This window comes from Saccharospirillum sp. (genome assembly GCF_040881935.1).
Classification (GTDB): Bacteria; Pseudomonadota; Gammaproteobacteria; order Pseudomonadales; family Natronospirillaceae; genus Saccharospirillum.
On sequence record NZ_JBBECH010000052.1, the window covers coordinates 1 to 18,441 of the forward strand.

An 18,441-nucleotide genomic window follows, 5' to 3' on the forward strand; every position below is an offset into this window, starting at 1 on the left:
GAAGGTGATGTTCTGCAGAATATCCCGCTCGGCGACACCTACGTGGAACGTCACGGCGTGCCTTACCTTTCCGTGCATCGGGCCGATTTGCATCGGGTACTGGTCGAGCGGGTGCGTGAGCTGAAGGCCGACGCGATCACACTGAACGCGGCGGTCTCCGAGTTCACCGAAGACGAACAGGAGGTCACCCTGCATTTTGCCGATGGCGGCACAGCCCGGGGCGATGTGCTGATCGGTGCCGATGGCATCAAATCGGTTATCCGCCAGCAAGTGCTGGGCGATACACCCATCAATTACACCGGCGATGCCTCCTGGCGGGTGATCGTGCCGATGGACCGTCTACCGGAAGAATATCGCCAGACCAGCGTCGATATTTGGGTTGGACCCGGCAAGCACGCGGTCACCTACCCGATGCGCGAAGGAACCCTGTTGAACCTGGTTGGCTGTGTGGAACAGCACGACTGGGACGATGAGTCCTGGGTCACCAAACGCCCCTGGGAAGAGCTGAAGGCTGACTTTGTGGGCTGGCATCCGGCCATTAGCGCCATTATTGAGGCGGCCGACCGGAATGAATGCTATCGCTGGGCGATGAACAACCGTATGCCGGTCGATAATTGGAGTACGAAGCGCGTCACCCTGCTGGGCGATGCGGCGCACCCGACGCTGCCCTACATGGCGCAAGGCGCGGCCATGGCCGTGGAAGACGCTGCGGTGTTGGCCCGGGCTCTGGTTCAGGAATCCAACCCGACCGAGGCGTTGCAGCTTTATCAACGCAATCGGCTGGAGCGCACCGCAAAAATCGTCAATGAGTCCTCCGATAACCGGAATCTGTTCCATCTCGACTCTGTCGGGGCCTTACGCGAGGCCTTTGCCAAGCGGGACATGAACGCCGAGCGCACCGCCTGGCTGTTCTCCTACGATCCGACTGGGGTGCCACTGGTCTGATCCGTATCAAGGCTACTGATGGGCCGGGCTTCATGGCACTATCGACGGTCCAGCCCTGTTGTGAGCTTCGCCCGTGGATAGACGACTGAAATTCCGGCACATCCAGTGTTTTCTGGAGGCGGCCCGATCGCACCACCTGACCGAGGTGGCCAGAACGCTTAACGTGACTCAGGCAGCGGTCTCGAAAACGCTGACCGAACTGGAAACGATCATGGGCATGCAGTTGATCGTGCGTGACCGGTCGGGCCTGTCGCTGACGCCCCGAGGGGAGGTGTTCTATCACTACGCGGCGGCCGGCATGGAGTCGTTCGAAAAAGGCTATGAAGGGCTAGTCGGACTCAGTGATGCCCCCAGCATTGAATTACGCATCGGGGTTTTGCCGACGGTGGCGGCGCGGTTTATGCCCCAGGCGATGAATACGTTTTTTGCCCAGGCTACACAACCGGTCAATTTTGCGCTCCAGACCGGTTATAACCGCCACCTGTTCGACTTGCTACACGGTGGCAAAATTGACCTGGCGATTGCCCGGATCGGGGTGCCGGAAATGATGCATGAACTGGACTTCATTCATCTGTATGCCGAGCCCATAGTGCTGGTGGCCCGGGCTGGTCATCCGATTCTGGCGTTGCCCACCGCCAGCCGAATGCGGGCGGTTAAAGATTACCCATTTTTACTGGCACCGAAAGATACCCGGATCCGTCCGATCATTGAGCAGTCGTTCGCGACGTTGAATATCCCTTTGCCAGGCACGCTGATCGAGACCGTCTCGAACACTTTTGGCCGGTCCTACCTGCCGAAGTCTGATGGCTTGTGGATGATTTCGTACGGTGTAGTGGGGGACTTGATCGAGTCGGGGGTGCTGGCACTGGTCGCGGAGCCACTCGACAGCACCCGTGAACCGGTCGGCCTGGTGCGGCGGCTGGATCAGGAAATGCCGGTTGCAATGCGCCAGTTGATGTCGATCCTGCTGGCACAAACGCGTGATTTGCGGCCCCTGACCGACAGCCCGGGCTGAGTAGGGAAACACAGCGTTGCAGGCCCCGATTGCTCGACTTAAGCCCGGCACGGGGGGATAACAGGCTCTCTGGCCTTTCACTGTAGGTAGCTTTCGGGAAGTGATACAGTTCGTAATGAAATAATCACTATTATGATTATCACAATAGTGATTAAATAGTTGGCAGTAGCAAAACGCAGTCGCCTGACCGTTCAGCCATGGGCCGTGCCCGGGTCGGGCCAACTTCACTCTCCTGGCGAGGAACTTGATATGTCATTGACCGAAAAGCCGGCCACGTCGCCTGAACGTGATGCCTATTACAAAAAACTCGATGACCGCAGCATGTCGGCGTTGTGGAATGTCCTCAGCGACATCATTACCCCGACGCCACGCAGTGGCTGTCAGCCGTTCAAGTGGGATTTTAATGAGGCCCGGGATCTGCTGATGGAGGCCGGCGGGCTGATTACCGCGAAAGAAGCCGAGCGCCGGGTACTGATTCTGGAAAACCCGGGTCTGCGTGGCCAGAGCCGCATTACCACCTCGCTTTATGCCGGGCTGCAACTGGTCATGCCGGGCGAGGTGGCACCCGCACACCGCCACAGCCAATCAGCCCTGCGCTTTGTCGTCGACGGCGATGGCGCCTACACCAACGTGGCGGGTGAACGTACCCTGATGCACCAAGGCGACTTTGTTATTACGCCGCCCTGGGCCTGGCACGACCACGGCAATGAGTCGGACCGGCCGATGATCTGGCTCGACGGGCTCGACATTCCCATGGCCTCTTTCTTCGATGCATCCTTTGCCGAGGGCTATGGCGCCGAATCCCAGCCTGAATCAATTCCCGGTGGCGACAGCCTGGCTCGATACGGCAGTAACCTGATGCCCTTCGGCTATGAACAGCAGGGGCTGGCGTCGCCGATTTTCAATTACCCCTATGACCGCACCCGTGAAGCCCTGGAGCAGATGCGGTTGCGCAATGAATGGGACCCCTGCCATGGCCTGAAGATGCGTTACGTGAACCCGCTGAACGGTGAAGACGCCATGCCAACCATCTCAACGGCCATGCAATTACTGCCCAAAGGCTTTGCCACCGACGGTTACCGGGCCACCGACGCCACGGTATTCAGTGTGGTGGAAGGCCATGGCCGGACGACAATCGGCGACACCGTGATCGACTGGAAACCCAAAGATCTTTTTGTGGTGCCAAGCTGGGCACCGGTGGTGCACCAGGCGCAGGGCGATGCGGTGCTGTTCAGTTTTTCAGATCGCGGCGTGCAGCAAAAACTGGGTTTCTGGCGCGAGCGCCGGGGCAGTTGATCTAGCGGTGGCTACGGCCCGCGTCGGTTACCGTTGATGCCGCTGCGGGGTCGGCGTGAATCCATCCCTGGAGCCTAGGCCGCAGCATCCTTGCTGCGGACTACCCCGCAGCGGCACCAACGGCATCCGCCGCTCGCTTTGTGCAAAATTCTGCACTTCAGTTTTTAAAACAGAAGAAGCTCAATACACGACCGAACAGATACCACAATTCAAGACAAGAGGACCTAATAATGACTGCTTATATATTTAATCCGATGCCAACCCCCAGCGTTGAAATTACCGGTGAATCAAGCCGTTTCCCGGTTCGCCGTATTTTCTGTGTGGGTCGCAACTACGAAGCTCATGCCCGTGAAATGGGTCGTGATCCCAGCCGCGAGTTTCCGTTCTTTTTCACCAAACCCGCCGATGCGATCGTGCCCGATGGTGGCGATGTGCCATACCCGCCAGAGACCGAAAGTTTTCATTATGAAATGGAACTGGTCGTCGCCATCGGCAAAGCCGGTTTTCAGATAAAAACTGAAGATGCGCACGAGTACATTTATGGCTATGCGGTCGGCAACGACCTGACGCGTCGTGACCTGCAACTGGACGCGCGGGAAAAAGGTCGCCCCTGGGATTGGGGCAAAGCGTTTGATGATTCCGCGGTGATTGGCCCTATTCAGAAAGCCAGCGACATCGGCCACCCGACCAAAGGCCGGATCTGGATTGCGGTGAATGGCGAAGTAAAACAGGACCAGGATATCGCTGATCTGATCTGGGATGTTGAGGAGATCGTCTCCATTCTGTCGCACACCATGCGCATTCAGCCGGGCGATCTGATCTACACCGGTACACCTGCAGGCGTGGGTGCGATGTCGGTCGGCGACACCGTCACCGGTGGCATCGAAGGCGTGGGCGAACATCGCATTCAGATTGTGGCGCCCCGGGAGGGTGTATGACACCCATTCTGCATAACTTCTTCCGCAGCTCGGCATCGATTCGGGTTCGCGCCGCATTGAACCTGAAAGGCATCAGCTACGATCAGGTGTCTTATGTGCTGCGCGAGAACGAACATCACTCGGAAGCGTTTCTGGCACTAAACCCTCAGGGGCTGGTGCCAGCGCTTCAGCTGGACTCGCAAACGGTCATTGCCCAGTCGCTGGCGATCATCGATTACCTGGAGGAGGTCTACCCGGAACCGGCTTTTCTGCCCAAAAGCCCGCTGGATCGCGCCTGGGTAAGGTCACTGGCCTACAGCCTGGCCTGCGATATCCACCCGATCAATAATTTGCGGGTGCTGGGCTATATTGGCACTGAGCTGGGTGCCGACGACGCCCAGGTGAAAGCCTGGTTTCAGCACTGGGTGGCCGAGGCCTTCGGCCCGCTGGAAACCATGTTGGCGAAGGATGCCCGGCGCGGCCGGTTCTGCTACGGCGATACGCCGGGGTACGCAGACCTGTCGCTCTTTGCCCAGGTGACCAACAACCGCCGTTTCGAGGTTGATATGGCACCTTATCCGACAATACAGGCCATTTACCAGGCCTGTCTGGCTTTGCCAGCCTTTGTCGATGCCCTGCCCGACAATCATCCACACGCCTCATGACCGACAGGTTCTGAGCGCTCTGCAGCGCCCGACAGCCTTGACGCTGCCGGGCGCTTTCTATAAAAGAATGACACAGCCTTGCGGTACCCTACCTTTATGAAACGCGCGCCTTTGGCCGATGCCAACGCCATGCCCGGCAATCTGCTGCGCAGATGCCACCAGATCAGCGTGGCCCTGTTTTTAAAACACTGCGATGCGCTGGGCCTGACCCAGCTGCAGTACGCGGCGCTGGTCGCGCTGGAAGAGAAAGGCCCGCTGGATCAGATTACCCTGGGCGGTTACACCGCTATGGACCGCAATACCATTGCCCTGGTCGTGCGCAAACTGGAAGAGCGGGGCTCCGTCACCCGGGTGCGCAACCCTGAAGATCGCCGCGCGATTATTGTGACACTGACGGAGGCTGGAGCGGCCTTGCGGGCAGAAGCCGAAACAACAGTCCGTCAGGTTCAGGACGACATTGTTGCACCGCTGTCTGAAACGGAGCGCGAGCATTTAGCCCTATTGCTTGGGAAAATAGCGCGCGCTCACAACGATCAAAGCCGCGTTCGGTTGCAGATGTGAGCCGGGGGTGGGCATAGCGATGACAACGGTACCGGGCTTGCGAGGGCTACGCGCCCTGGTGTCGGTGGCGAGCCAGGGCAGTGTCAGTAGTGCCGGTGAGGAACTTAACCTGTCTCAGTCGGCTGTCTCGCGAGCCATTCAGGATGTAGAGCAGCAGCTTGGTGTCGAGGTATTTGAGCGACACTATGCCGGAATGGTCTGCACTGATTTGGGTAGGCGAGTGGTGCACCGGTGTCGCCGTGCGCTCGAGCAGTTCAGGCGCGCCGAGGAAACGCTGGGCCAGTTGCAACCGGTCGGGCGTTTTGACCGGCTGGTACAGCGCATCAACGAACGACAGTTGGCGGTCATGAAGGCTATTTACGAGCATCATACCGAGCGAGCCGCCGCTCACCAGTTAGGGCTGCGACAGCCCACCATAAGCGCTACCTTGCGTGCACTGGAAGATCGTCTGAATACCCCCTTATTTCTAAGAACACGCCGGGGCATGGTTATCACCCTGTGCGGCATGACCCTGTTGCGTCACTACAAAGTCATGCAACGTGAACTGACCCTGATGCAGGATGATATTGCCCACTGGCGGGGTCAGACATCGGGCCGGGTGGTCATCGGTGCGTTGCCGCTGACCAGTGCTTATCTGGTTCCGAAAGTTATCGATGCCGTTTTGAAGGAATTTCCCGGTCTTAATATCACTGTGCACGAAGGGAGTTACGATACACTGGTCGACATGCTACACAATGCTGATGTGGATTTTCTGGTGGGGGTGCTGCATCCGAACCGGGATGAGCCAGACCTGGTGCAAACCCTGTTATTTTACGACCGGCTGTTTGCCTTTGCCCGGCCGGGTCATCCACTGGCTTTACGTGAAGCGGTAACATTGAAAGACCTGCTCGACTGGCCGTGGATCGCACCGCCAAAAGGAACGCCCGCCCGGCTGAGTTTTAACCAGCAATTCACAACCCCGGGCCTGACACCACCCACGCCTCATATCGAGGTAGGGCATTTGAGCGTTATTCGGGCCCTGCTGCTAAGCAGCGACCGCATCGCACTCATGTCACCCTATCAAGCGCACTATGAAACGCTGGAAGGACGCCTGGTCAGATTACCGGTGATACTGGATGGCCCGCCACGACCCATCGGTTACAGCTATCGGGATGACAGCACGCCGACGCCCGGTTTTCAGGCCATGATGCAGGCACTCGACCGCTTAGCGCAGTGATTACTAATCGTACGCTATAGAAGAAACGCATACCTTAGCCCTGTTTCCGCATTGGCCAGGCAGGGTTTCTCGACCGACACTGATTGTCCAGTCGGGCGATCCTTCATAGGCAGGGGTCGCTAATCCAGAATAACAATCAGATCACCGGAGAAGGCTATGTTTGCAACACCGTTCGCAAAGTACACACCTCTTACTGCAATTACCCTGGGATTGGTTCTGACCATTGCCAGCATCGCGACAGCCCAGGCGGAAACCCTGCGGGCCGAAAGTGGTAACCCGGCAACGTTCAATTCCCAGTTGGCGACACTGATGAGCACCTACTCCGAACGCGATCATGGTATCCAGATGCAGCTCAGCACCGGTCAAAACCTGGCGATGGCGGGTGTCAAAGTGGGCGCCGGGCGCATAGATCTGTCCATGATCCCGACCGAGCTGACCGGCTACATGAGTGAAGGCAGCCGCATGTATGCCAGCATGGGTGACCAGGCAAGTGCCGCCGCCGGCAATTTACGGTCGCTGTTTGGCTATGTGCACGGGGCCTATCACGTCTTTACCTGGGCCGACAGCGGGATTGAAGACTGGGATGACCTGGCAGGTAAAAACGTCTACATCGGGCCTGCATCCAGTGCGGCAAGCTCGGCTATTGAACGGGTGATCGAAGCGAACACCGGCATGACGCCCGGCAACGGTTATAACGGCATAACCATGGGCTGGGGGGCGTCCGGTCAGGCGTTTTCTGACGGGCAGGTTGATGTGCTGGTTAGTGGCTCACAGATTGGATCTTCATCCATTGAACAGTACTCCCTGGTCAAGCCCATTCGTTTTCTCGGCATTGCGCAGTCAGCCCGTGACGGGGATGTCTGGCAAGGGTTGATGAATACCGAAGGCATGATGGAGCTGTCCATCGATAACACGACCTATCCCAATGTTTCCAACCCCGACGGTGACATCGCCATGCTGGCGTTTACCATGATGTCGGTGGTTCATCAGGATATGGATGACGATACGGCCTATGCACTGACGAGCACGCTGTGGGACAACATTGACGAAATCAGAGCGTCAGGGCCAATTTTCACCAATCTGACGATCGAGTCAGCGTTTACCGGTGTGAACGTGCCCCTGCATCCAGGTGCCTATCGCTACTATCAGGAAACAGGTATTAACGTCCCTGCGCGCCTTGTTCCCTGACTCCGCGGTTAATCGACAGTAGATTTCGAACTTCACCATTGAACCTGATACCGGGGGCATTAGGCCCCCGTAATCCCACCAGGTGATGCTATGAACACATCAGCAACTGACTCTATCGCGACTGATAAGAATTGCAGGCCCGGCATGCGCGATATTCTGTGTCTGGCTATTGGTCTTGCCATAGCGACATTGGGCCTGCTCAACAGCATGCCAGCCATTCCCGGTCTGCCCAGAGTCGGACCCTTCGGCTACGAATTCATGCACCCGGTCATGCTGGGCCTGGCGGCCTGCGCTGCGGTGGCGAGATCAGGCCTGGCCTGGAACCGTCCCGTACGGTCACCTGCCCTCCGTGTATTGGTAGCAGTGCTGGATGCGGCGCTGGTCGGAGCCCTGTTGTATACCCTGGCTGATTACTATCAAACGATGATGCAGCTGAAAACAGGTCTGTTTTTCTTTGATCCCCGGCATGCCTGGGTTGCATTGATCGGCGTCGGATTATTACTGGCGATCTGTTATCGCGTCTGGGGGTTGGCACTGACCCTGGTCGCCGGAACGGCGCTGTTGTATTTCTACACCGGTCAATACTGGCCTGGTTTGTTCAATATGGTACCGGTCGACTGGGTCGAAGGCACCGCGGAATCGCTGTGGTACAACAGTTCCAATGGTGTGCTGGGGTCATTGCTGGGCATTGTGATCAATACCATTTTGCCGTTTATTTTGTTGGGGGCTCTGCTGGAAGGCACCGGTGCTGGCGGCTCGATGATTCGCATTTCCCTGCACGCCTTTCGATATGCCCGCGGAGGGCCAGCGCACGCGGCGATTTTGTCGTCGGGTTTGTTTGGCTCGGTATCCGGCAGTGCCGTCGCTAATGTGGTGGGCACTGGAGTGATCACTATCCCGATGATTCGTCAGCGCGGGTTCTCGCCTGCGTTCTCCGGTGGCATAGAAGCAACGGCCTCCAGTGGCGGGCAGATCATGCCGCCTATTATGGGCGCGGCCGCGCTGGTGATGGCCGATTTTACCGGCATTTCTTATTTAACGATTATTGTCGCGGCCGCGGTTCCTGCGCTGCTGTATTACGGCTCCCTGTTTATTGCCGTTATTTTTGAAGCGCGCCGTCTTGGCATTGAAGCCGAGCCAGAGGTGAGCGAACTGGATCCGGCACTGATGCCAACCCGCCAGGACTGGATCAACCTGATCATGGTGGTCGTGCCACTAACCGTTGTCGTTGTCTCGCTGCTGGTCGGTTTCTCTCCGGCCGGGTCCGGTATTATGGCACTCGCCAGTCTGGTGCCACTCAGTTTGGTGTTAAACCCGGCGATCCGGAAAGCACCCTGGCAACTGGTATTGGCGTTGGGTCGTGGTGGCAACAGTTTTGCCACCCTGCTCATTGCCGTAGCCATCGTCGGTATCGTGGTGGCGGTGTTGTCTTCGACGGGTTTACCGATCAAGTTTGCGCAACTGATCAGCGCATCGGCCAGTGGCAGCCTGTTCATGTCATTGCTGCTGGCCATGTTTGCTGCGCTGGTACTGGGCATGGGTATGCCCACCCTGCCAGCCTACCTGACGATCATTCTGATCATGGGGCCAGCGATGCTGCGTCTGGGCCTGGAACCGTTAGTGGCCCACATGTTCGTGTTCTATTTTGGTGTGGCCTCTGCCATTACACCGCCCATTGCCGTGGCCGCTTTTGCAGCTGCCTCCATCAGCAAAGCCTCCCCTTTGAAAACCTCGGTCGAGGCAACGCGCATAGGCTTGGTGATCTTTATTCTGCCGTTTGCGTTCGCGTTTTATCCCGAGCTGCTACTGGTCGCTGAGGCCGGTGGTAGCGACCGGATCATCGATCTTCTGTCCATTCTGCTGCGACTGGTGCTGACCATCGTGCTAATCACCACCGCCCTGGCCGGTTTCGATAAACGCGCCTTATCGAGGCTGAATTCCGCAATAAGGCTTGCGTTGGCAGTGGCCATGCTGGTGACCTGGCCATGGTTGCATTGGCCCGCCTTTGCGCTGGGTCTGGCATTGATCGTTTCGCATTACCTGACGCCTGTAAAAAAGGAAGCGCTGGCATGAGTCAAAAACCAAATTTTCTGTTCATCATTACCGACCAGCAGCGAGCTGATTTCCTCGGGTGCTATGGTCACCCGGTGCTGAAAACGCCTAACATTGATGCGTTGGCCGCCCGCGGTGTTGCCTTTGATGAATTCCACACGGCTAGCCCGGTGTGCATGCCGAACCGAGCTTCCATCATGACTGGTCGTTACCCTTCGGTGCATGGGTTACGCAAGAACGGTCTGCATTTGCCAGAGCACAACGTCACCTTTGTTGATGCGTTGCGTGCAGAGGGCTATCACACCACTCTGATTGGCAAATCTCATTTGCAGCCTTTTACCGGCAGGGATATTCCACAATCCAACCCGGCGGCACAGGCTACGATCCCGGATGCCTGGAAACCCCTGGAAGAAGACTGGCAACAGGAAGAGCCACAGCGCTGGGAAGGCGAGCAGGACTACCACATTACCTTGCCGTATTATGGCTTTGAGCACGCCGATCTTGTGTCCAGGCATGGCGACCAGTGCGGTGGTCACTATGATCTCTGGTTGAGGCAGCAGCTTGACGACCCGGGCCGGTTACAGGGGCCTGCCAATCAATTGCCGCACAGTTACAGCTGCCCTCAGGCTTATCGTACGGCCCTTCCGGAAAGGTTGCACCCGACCCGCTATGTTGAGCAGCGTGCCTGTGAATTTATTGACACTCAGAAAGATCAGGAGCAGCCTTTTTTTGCGTTCGTGTCCTTTCCGGATCCGCATCACCCGTTTTGTCCGCCCGGTGCCTACTGGGATCTTTATGACCCGGATGACTTTTTTCTGTCCCGGCCTGTTGCGAGCCACAAGAATCCGCCGCCTTACCTGACCCATCTGCAACAAGCTCTTGCCGGTGGTCAGCGCCAGGCCAGCACAGAAAAGGGGTTTATGGCGACTGATCGTGAAGTGCGCGAAGCCATGGCGTTAACCTGCGGCATGATTACCATGATTGACGACGCGGTGGGGCAGATGCTGGCGCGACTGAAAGCCAACGGGCTCGACGATAATACCGTGGTGATTTTCACCAGTGATCATGGCGATTACCTGGGCGACTACAATCTCTTGCTCAAAGGCCCTGCGCCTATGCGTGGCATCACTCGAGTGCCGATGATCTGGTCTGATCCGGCAGAGCCTTTGGCGGGCAGGTCAAACGCGCTGACCAGTGCTATCGACCTGGCCCCAAGCATTCTCGAGCGCGCTGGTATAACGCCTTACCACGGCATTCAGGGCACCAGCCTTTTGCCAATGCTACAAGGAGCTGACTGGACCCGAAAAGAGCTGTTGATTGAACATGAGGACAACATTGCTGTCTGGGGTTTTGAACACCCGGCCCATTCGAGAACCCTACTACGAGAAGGGTATCGTCTGACCTTGTTTCAGGGGCAGGATTTCGGGGAGCTGTATGACCTCAATCAAGATCCGGATGAATCGAACAATCTCTGGGGTTCACCCGGGCATGCCGGCATCCGTAACCGACTGACCGAGCGTCTGGTGCAGTCGATGCTCGCCGCCACCGAGCAAAGCCCCTGGCCGAAACGTATAGCCTGACGGTTCTGGCCCTGACCATAGGGTTAGCCGTCTACGCCGTGCACCGGAAGAAGTGGCAGCGCAGTGGCTTGTACTCTCAGGCACTTGAATCCGTTCACTTAATGAGTGTCAGCTCATCACGGCCCTTGAAACGCAGCATCCACCTGGCGGACTATAAATGTTGACGCTCTCGCTCAATGGCCGTTGGAGGCCAGTTGCTCCGTTTCAATTGTCGAAAAATATCGCCTAATATCTTCTAATATTCTCTAAAAGTATCTATTTCATCTTCCATAGAACACCCTCCCTCTAACAGAGTTAAACCGCTTTTACGGTGGATCGCTTGTCATTTCGCCTTGACAAGAAGGACGAATTGGCTCAACTTTCAATAATATTAGATATCTAATTTTATTTTCTTGATTCAGATCAAGGTATCGAAAAACCCTGACAACAAGACATAGAGGTAAGGGGCCAATGCTATCCCACGAAGACAATGAACTGCTGTGTCGCATCGAAGGCGACGCCCCTATGGGCAAGATCATGCGCAGCCACTGGATGCCAGCCTGCCTGTCGGAACAAGTCCCCGAAATCGATGGCAAGCCTATTCGGGTACGGTTGCTGGGTGAGAATCTGGTGGCCTTTCGTGACAGCGATGGCCGAGTAGGCGTGGTTGACGAAAAGTGCCCGCATCGCAAAGCATCGATGGCTCTGGGGCGCAACGAAGAATGTGGTCTGCGCTGCCTTTATCACGGTTGGAAGATTGATGTGGACGGCAATGTCGTGGAAATGCCGTCGGAGCCCGCAGAATCGAAACTGGCAGACAAAGTTAAGGTCAAGGCTTACAAAACGCATGAAGCCGCCGGTTTTATCTGGGTGTATATGGGCGATCAGTCTGAGGTTCCCGCCTTTGAGCCGCCTGTGTTTCAGCCGGAGTCAAACACCAAGATCTCAATCGGCAAGGCCATCATTAACTGTAACTGGGCGCAGATTCTGGAGGGGGCCATTGATTCGGCGCACTCGTCGACGCTGCATTCGACCGATATGGTTCCGGCCCGCAAAACCAACGCCGAAGCCGATGAATCGCTCTGGTATCGCCCGTCAACAGACCGGGCGCCCCGGTTGCAGATAGAGACAACGCCCTTTGGTTTCCGCTATGCCGCCATCCGCCGGCCGATCAAGGATGCCAAGACGCACGATTACGTGCGAACCACGCTGTTTATTGCACCACACACGGTACAGATTCCGCCCAACAACCGGTACAACATCGCTATCGTTCATGTGCCGATCGATGATACCCATACGGCTTTTCATTTTATTGCCTGGGGTAACCCGGAAACCACGCCCGATACAGAAAGCTGGCGCAAGTTCCTGGCCTTGCAAGTTGGCATCGACGTGGATGAATCGTTCAACCGCTTTAATAACTACGAGAAAAATTACGGGCAGGACCGGATCATCATGAAGACCGGCGAAAGTTTTACCGGCATTCGGGGTATCCCGAATCAGGATGTGGCGATGTGGGAAACCATGGGGCCGATTGCCGACCGTTCGGAAGACCGGTTGGGTGCCAGTGATCTGGCGATCGTGGAATTCCGTCGTCAGATGGTGCGAGCGGCCAAGTCAGTGGTCGAGGGTGGTCCGGTGATCGGGACCGATGAACCCCGCGTGGCTTACAGTAAATTGAAGTCATTCGAGGGTATTGTTCCCAAGGGCACCGAATGGCGAGCCATAGGCCGTGCTCCCGGGGAATCCGAACTGGCTGAAACTGAAGCTACGAACGCCTGAATAACCGAGCGAGAATGAAGCTATGAGTAAATTGAAGTTATCGGTTGCTGTCGGAAATTACGATCGGATGCGGCCACTTATTGATGGTGATGTGCAAATCGATGGCGTTGACCCGGTGTTTATGTTGCACGACCCGGAGGAGATTTTCTTCAGGGCGTTCCGTCACGCTGATTTTGACATCACCGAATTGTCGATGAGCAGCTATACGGTTAAAACCGCCAATGGCGACAGCCCTTACATCGGCGTGCCGGTCTTCCCCTCGCGGGCGTTTCGTCACACCTCGATTTACATCCGCACCGATCGGGGCATTAACACCCCCGCAGATCTGCGCGGCAAGCGCATCGGTGTGCCGGAGTATCAGCTGACGGCTAACGTTTGGGTGCGGTTGTTTCTGGAAGAAGATTATGGCGTTAAGCCAAATGAAATGACCTGGGTTCGGGGCGGTTATGAAGAAGCCGGACGGGTTGAAAAGATCAACTTGAATCTGACTGATGGCGTCGAGGTGGTCAATGCGCCGGCGGGCGAGACCATTTCCAATATGCTGGCCAACGGCGATATCGACGCCGTGATCGGCCCGCGTGCACCAAGCTGCTTTACTCAGGGTAATCCAAATGTTGGTTACCTCTTTGCCGACCCGATGGCCGAAGCCAAAGCCTGGTACCAGCGCACGGGACTGTTTCCGATCATGCACCTTCTGGGCATTCGCAAGACTCTGGTAGAAGCTCACCCCTGGTTACCGTTCTCGGTATTCAAGGCATTTGAAGCGTCCAAGCAGAAAGCCATGACACACCTGACGGATACATCGGCTACCAAGGTGACCCTGCCGTTTGTTGAAGATCAACTGCGCGCGGCCCGTCAGTTAATGGGTGAGGATTTCTGGTCTTACGGTTTCGATGCCAACCGTGAGACCCTGGCGCGCTTTCTGGCGCAACATCATGCCGAAGGCTTGTCAAGCCGGCTGGTTAAGCCGGAAGAGATGTTTCATCCCGCCAGTATGGAGAGTTTTAAGATTTGAGCGTTCTGGCCGTGCTGGATGGCACCGACCAGTACGGCTTCAGACACCCGGTGCGGAAGCCTTAAGTCCGGTCATGCGGACCGAGGGTTGATACGTAATCACAACTAAAAATAAGCAACACGAATCAGCTTCGTTAATTAACACCAACAGAACCATTTACAAGAACAAGAGGTCCGATATGAAAAAATTTATCCAGCAGTCTATTGCCGTACTGGCGACCGCCGGTGCCTTGCTAAGCGTCGCCCCGGCGCACGCTGAGCCCTACACCATGAACGTAGCCGGTGCGTCACCCGGTGGTCTCTGGACCTTACTCGGTGCCGGTATTGATGCCGGTGTGCGCGAGGCCTATCCCGGTTCAACCATTACCTACCAGACATCGGGCGGTGGTATTGCCAACGTGGCTCTGCTGCAGCGCGATCAGGCCGATATGGCGCTGATTCACGACGCTGAATTGCTGCTGGCCAAAAATGGTGGCGCGCCTTTCCGCGAGCCCGTCGACAGCATCAGGGTGTTGGCCTACATGTACACCTGGGCACCGATGCAGCCGCTGATGCGGGATAGCTTTGCCGAGGAATACGGTATTGAATCCTTTGAAGATATCGCCCGGGTCAAGCCGCCCATTACTGTGGCCATTAACCGCCGCGGAAACATTGCTTCCAGTGTCGCTGAAGAAATGCTGGCAGCCATTGGTGTCACCGAAGAAGACATTGAGAGCTGGGGCGGTCAGTTGATCTACGCCGCCTCCGATGAGCAGATGAGCCTGATCCAGGACCGTCGTGCCGACATGATTCTGAACAGTCTCTTTGTGCGTCACAGCTCCATCATGCAGGCCGGAAACAGTGTTGACCTGACTTTGCTGCCGGTGGGCGATGAGACGATTGAAACGGTCAATGACGCCAGCGGTACTATCGCCTTTGTGATCCCCGAAGGGTCTTACGAATGGTCACCCGCCGCTGCTCCCACGGTATCTCTGGGTGCTGCTCTGGCCGTGCGCTCTGATATGGATGAGCAGACAGCCTATAACCTGACCAAGGCGTTGTTCGAAAACCATCAGTTGATTGCCAGTGTGCATCCGGCGATGCGGGCCCTGACTCAGGAAGTGATGGCGTCGATCGACGTTGTACCTTTCCATGAGGGTGCCTTGCGTTACCTTGAAGAAGCCGGCTTACGCTGAGTTTTCTTGCGGGGCTCTCAGGGGTCCCGCCTGACATATTAAAATGCTTTTTATAAAGGCTTTCTGCTGATCGTTCTGTTTTAACGTTTTTGGACCCATAAAGAGGGTATTGGACTATGAGTCAACTCCTGAGTGCGCTGATTGAGACGGGAACCCGACGCGTTCTCTCCGGAGCGCTGAAAACCGGAGTGCAGAGTTGTGCCGCGCTGATCGCCATCGGCGTAATTTATACAACCACCATTGTGTATATCGATCTGTATGTGATGACGGTGGTGTTCCTGTCTGCCATTCTGGCGCTGCTATTTTTAATGTACACCGCAGGTCCCGCTGCGCGTCAGGACAGACCCAGTGTTCTGGATTGGATATTCACGGCGGCCAGTTTGGTGGTCGGGGTGTATTTTGCGACGGAAAGCGAACGTATTACAGAACGCATCACCTTACTATTTCCGTTGGAGACGATGGATCTGGTGATGGCTTCTGTACTGTTGGTGCTGACCATCGAAGCGACACGACGCACCGTCGGGCTTGGTCTCACCAGCGTCGTTTCGATATTTGTAGCCTACAATCTTTTTGGGTATAACTTGCCCGCTGGCTTTGGCTTTCGGCAAGTCAGTTATAACCACTTTCTCGACATCATGATGTTCACCACAGACGGACTGTTTGGCGTGCCGTTACGCGTAGCGGCGACCTATGCCTTTCTGTTTGTTATGTTTGGCACCTTTTTGTCGCGCGCCGGTGGTGCTGAGTTTTTCTATAGCTTTGCTTCCGCCATCGCTGGTAAAAAGGCAGGCGGGCCGGCAAAGATCGCCGTTATTTCATCGGGCTTGTACGGCACCATGTCGGGTAGCCCGACGTCGGATGTTGTGACCACAGGCTCGATCACTATTCCCATTATGCAACGTCTGGGCTATAGCAAGGCGTTGTCTGGCAGTGTTGAAGTAGCGGCCTCAACCGGTGGCAGCCTGTTACCGCCCGTGATGGGGTCTGCAGCCTTTATTATGGCCGAATACACCGGCATCAGTTATCGCGACATCGTGATTGCTGGCGTCGTTCCGGCTTTGCTGTACTACCTCTGTGTTTACACTCAGGTGCATTTGCGGTCACAGAAAATGGGGCTCAAGGGCCTCAGTGATGACGAGACGCCCAAGCTGAAAGCAACGCTGAAAAATGGCGGTCTGTTTATTGTGCCGTTGCTGGCATTATCGACGGCGCTGGTGATGGGCTATTCCCCAACCTATGTGGCGGCGGTCGCTACTGCGGTCGTTTTGCTGGTGGCGGCGGTACGACCGTCGACGCGTATGGGTCTGGTTTCCATCTGGCTGGCATTGGGTGAGTCAACCTTGCGCATGGTGTCGGTTGTGGCTGCCTGTGCAGCGGCGGGCCTGGTCATCGGCGGTATTTCGATGACGGGCCTGGGCGGTAAATTCGCCGAGCTGGTGTTCGTTTTGGCCGGAGACAGTACCTTTCTGGTGTTGGCTATTTCTGCCATTCTCGCCATTATTCTGGGCATGGGTATGCCGACACCCTCGGCGTTTATTCTGTCGGCGGTGCTGGTCGGCCCGACCATGCTGGCACTCGGGATCGGCGTACTGCAGACCAATATGTTCATCCTGTATTTTGCGGTATTGTCCGCGATGACACCGCCGGTTGCTGTGGCCGCCTTTGCGGCAGCAGCCATTGCCGATGCCAAGCCGCTGGAGATCGCCGTCGGCGCTGTGCGGCTGGCGATCACGGCCTTTGTTGTGCCGTTTGCGTTTGTTTACGGTGATGGTCTGCTGCTGAATGGCAGTCTCAGTAACATCATTATCTCATGCAGCACAGCGGTGGTCGGGGTGATTTTGCTCAGCATCGGTGTCGAGGGGTATTGGAAAGAACGGCTCAATACGCCGGCTCGTTTGGGCTTTGGGATAGCCGGTTTGCTGTTTATTTTCCCAAGCGTGATCGCCATTGCTGCCGCTATTGTGCTTGCCCTGGGGTCAACGATGATGACCCCTCATCTGCGAACCCGCCTTAAGTTTTCGCACTAGCCTTGCAGGCATCCAGCTTTGTCAGGGCAGGGGAGAGTGAATCTCTACCCTGCCGTTTTTTGTGGATGACGAAATGGCGGACAGTCTGATGGCCGTGCTCTGGTCTTTATTGTCGGCGATGATGTTTGCTGGCACCTTTATTCTGGTCAAACTGGGGCGACGCACCGTCACCACGGTCGCCACTCTGTGGATCACACTCTCGTTCAATGTGGTTATTTTGTGGAGCTGGAGTCTGGTGGTTCAACCGGTTGAATTTTCACGCTGGTGGGACTGGCGCTATTTTGCGCTGGCGGGGTTGTTTGCTCCCTTGCTTGGCCGGTTGTTCCAGTTTATTGGGATGGCCAGGTTAGGCGCTAATATCACTACGCCCATCACCCTGACGCACCCATTGGTGACGGTGTTAATCGCGGTGCTGATTCTTAGCGAACCGGTCACGCTGACCAAGCTGGTGGGCGGTGTCCTGGTATTGGTGGGGTCTCTGGCGGTTGGCTCCCAGGGAACTTCGGCAACGGCGCTTACTTCAGTGTTGGGTGACCAGCAGCGACGCTATCTCTGGTTTCCGGTTGCCGCATCGCTGGCATACGGGATTTCGGTGGTGTTTCGCAAGGTGGGTATCGACCTCGGTACCGATGCGGTTACCGCCAGTGCGGTGACAACCTCGGCCTCCTGGGTAGTAGTGACGCTGTTTGTGACATTGCGCTGGCAGTGGCAGCGCATTCGCTGCAGTGCGTTCGAACTGGGGTATTTGGCGGCAGCCGGTGTGTTGTCGAGTCTGGGGCCCGTGTTTTTCTATCTGGCGTTGCAGCACGGCGAATTGATCGTCGTTGCGCCTTTAGCCGCGACGACTCCTCTGTTTGTATTGCTGGCAACCTGGGTGCTGTCTCGAGAGGGAGAGCTGTTCAGCCGGACCGTGTTAACCGGTACGCTGGTCACCGTCCTTGGCGTCAGCCTGATGACGGCATTCTGATATCAACGTTAAGTCTTGCAACGGGTCAGCACTTCCCTGGCGGCCAGTGCTGAGTTTGAATCGCG

15 protein-coding genes are annotated in these 18,441 nt (G+C 56.5%); all 15 read left to right on the forward strand.

Annotated features, from left to right (window positions below; translation table 11 throughout):
- A partial coding sequence (locus WEB54_RS08630; protein WP_368055097.1) for an FAD-dependent monooxygenase occupies positions 1-945 on the forward strand: 945 nt, incomplete at its 5' end.
- A gap of 73 nt (positions 946-1,018) precedes the next feature.
- Positions 1,019-1,960, forward strand: a complete 942-nt coding sequence (locus tag WEB54_RS08635; RefSeq protein WP_368055098.1) for a LysR substrate-binding domain-containing protein — start codon at positions 1,019-1,021, stop codon at positions 1,958-1,960.
- A gap of 249 nt (positions 1,961-2,209) precedes the next feature.
- A complete protein-coding gene (gene gtdA, locus WEB54_RS08640) occupies positions 2,210-3,256 on the forward strand; it encodes a gentisate 1,2-dioxygenase (protein WP_368055099.1) in 1,047 nt (348 codons plus the stop codon).
- 230 nt (positions 3,257-3,486) lie between these two features.
- Positions 3,487-4,194, forward strand: a complete 708-nt coding sequence (locus WEB54_RS08645) for a fumarylacetoacetate hydrolase family protein (protein ID WP_368055101.1) — start codon at positions 3,487-3,489, stop codon at positions 4,192-4,194.
- Positions 4,191-4,838 (forward strand): maleylacetoacetate isomerase, encoded by a 648-nt coding sequence (gene maiA, locus WEB54_RS08650; RefSeq protein WP_368055103.1) that lies wholly within the window; start codon positions 4,191-4,193, stop codon positions 4,836-4,838. The genes WEB54_RS08645 and maiA overlap by 4 nt, the downstream gene beginning before the upstream one ends.
- A gap of 96 nt (positions 4,839-4,934) precedes the next feature.
- Positions 4,935-5,399: a MarR family winged helix-turn-helix transcriptional regulator gene (locus WEB54_RS08655; protein WP_368055105.1), complete on the forward strand. Its 465-nt coding sequence runs from the start codon at positions 4,935-4,937 to the stop codon at positions 5,397-5,399.
- Positions 5,400-5,418: 19 nt separating this feature from the next.
- Positions 5,419-6,615, forward strand: a complete 1,197-nt coding sequence (locus WEB54_RS08660) for a LysR substrate-binding domain-containing protein (RefSeq protein ID WP_368055107.1) — start codon at positions 5,419-5,421, stop codon at positions 6,613-6,615.
- A 156-nt stretch (positions 6,616-6,771) separates the two neighbouring features.
- On the forward strand, positions 6,772-7,803 hold the full coding sequence (locus tag WEB54_RS08665) for a TAXI family TRAP transporter solute-binding subunit (protein WP_368055109.1): 1,032 nt from the start codon (positions 6,772-6,774) through the stop codon (positions 7,801-7,803).
- 90 nt (positions 7,804-7,893) lie between these two features.
- Positions 7,894-9,876 carry a TRAP transporter permease gene (locus WEB54_RS08670; RefSeq protein ID WP_368055110.1) on the forward strand — a complete coding sequence of 661 codons (1,983 nt, stop codon included), beginning with the start codon at positions 7,894-7,896 and terminating at the stop codon, positions 9,874-9,876.
- Positions 9,873-11,435 carry a sulfatase gene (locus tag WEB54_RS08675; RefSeq protein WP_368055112.1) on the forward strand — a complete coding sequence of 521 codons (1,563 nt, stop codon included), beginning with the start codon at positions 9,873-9,875 and terminating at the stop codon, positions 11,433-11,435. The genes WEB54_RS08670 and WEB54_RS08675 overlap by 4 nt, the downstream gene beginning before the upstream one ends.
- Before the next feature lie 450 nt (positions 11,436-11,885).
- Positions 11,886-13,193, forward strand: a complete 1,308-nt coding sequence (locus WEB54_RS08680) for a Rieske 2Fe-2S domain-containing protein (protein WP_368055114.1) — start codon at positions 11,886-11,888, stop codon at positions 13,191-13,193.
- 22 nt (positions 13,194-13,215) lie between these two features.
- Complete coding sequence (locus WEB54_RS08685; protein WP_368055116.1) at positions 13,216-14,208, forward strand: ABC transporter substrate-binding protein; 993 nt, start codon at positions 13,216-13,218, stop codon at positions 14,206-14,208.
- A 178-nt stretch (positions 14,209-14,386) separates the two neighbouring features.
- The gene (locus WEB54_RS08690; RefSeq protein ID WP_368055118.1) at positions 14,387-15,382 is read left to right on the forward strand and encodes a TAXI family TRAP transporter solute-binding subunit; all 996 of its coding nucleotides are present in this window, start codon (positions 14,387-14,389) and stop codon (positions 15,380-15,382) included.
- A gap of 116 nt (positions 15,383-15,498) precedes the next feature.
- The gene (locus tag WEB54_RS08695) at positions 15,499-17,409 is read left to right on the forward strand and encodes a TRAP transporter permease (RefSeq protein ID WP_368055120.1); all 1,911 of its coding nucleotides are present in this window, start codon (positions 15,499-15,501) and stop codon (positions 17,407-17,409) included.
- Positions 17,410-17,482: 73 nt separating this feature from the next.
- Positions 17,483-18,376 (forward strand): DMT family transporter, encoded by an 894-nt coding sequence (locus WEB54_RS08700; RefSeq protein ID WP_368055122.1) that lies wholly within the window; start codon positions 17,483-17,485, stop codon positions 18,374-18,376.
- Positions 18,377-18,441 lie beyond the last annotated feature (65 nt).

Excerpts from the sequence above, each read along its gene's own strand:
- WEB54_RS08695 (WP_368055120.1), top strand. The coding sequence starts at position 15,499 with ATGAGTCAACTCCTGAGTGCGCTGATTGAGACGGGAACCCGACGCGTT.
- WEB54_RS08680 (WP_368055114.1), top strand. The coding sequence starts at position 11,886 with ATGCTATCCCACGAAGACAATGAACTGCTGTGTCGCATCGAAGGCGAC.
- WEB54_RS08665 (WP_368055109.1), top strand. The coding sequence starts at position 6,772 with ATGTTTGCAACACCGTTCGCAAAGTACACACCTCTTACTGCAATTACC.
- WEB54_RS08645 (WP_368055101.1), top strand. The coding sequence starts at position 3,487 with ATGACTGCTTATATATTTAATCCGATGCCAACCCCCAGCGTTGAAATT.
- gtdA (WP_368055099.1), top strand. The coding sequence starts at position 2,210 with ATGTCATTGACCGAAAAGCCGGCCACGTCGCCTGAACGTGATGCCTAT.
- WEB54_RS08670 (WP_368055110.1), top strand. The coding sequence starts at position 7,894 with ATGAACACATCAGCAACTGACTCTATCGCGACTGATAAGAATTGCAGG.
- maiA (WP_368055103.1), top strand. The coding sequence starts at position 4,191 with ATGACACCCATTCTGCATAACTTCTTCCGCAGCTCGGCATCGATTCGG.
- WEB54_RS08685 (WP_368055116.1), top strand. The coding sequence starts at position 13,216 with ATGAGTAAATTGAAGTTATCGGTTGCTGTCGGAAATTACGATCGGATG.
- WEB54_RS08690 (WP_368055118.1), top strand. The coding sequence starts at position 14,387 with ATGAAAAAATTTATCCAGCAGTCTATTGCCGTACTGGCGACCGCCGGT.
- WEB54_RS08660 (WP_368055107.1), top strand. The coding sequence starts at position 5,419 with ATGACAACGGTACCGGGCTTGCGAGGGCTACGCGCCCTGGTGTCGGTG.
- WEB54_RS08700 (WP_368055122.1), top strand. The coding sequence starts at position 17,483 with ATGGCGGACAGTCTGATGGCCGTGCTCTGGTCTTTATTGTCGGCGATG.
- WEB54_RS08675 (WP_368055112.1), top strand. The coding sequence starts at position 9,873 with ATGAGTCAAAAACCAAATTTTCTGTTCATCATTACCGACCAGCAGCGA.
- WEB54_RS08655 (WP_368055105.1), top strand. The coding sequence starts at position 4,935 with ATGAAACGCGCGCCTTTGGCCGATGCCAACGCCATGCCCGGCAATCTG.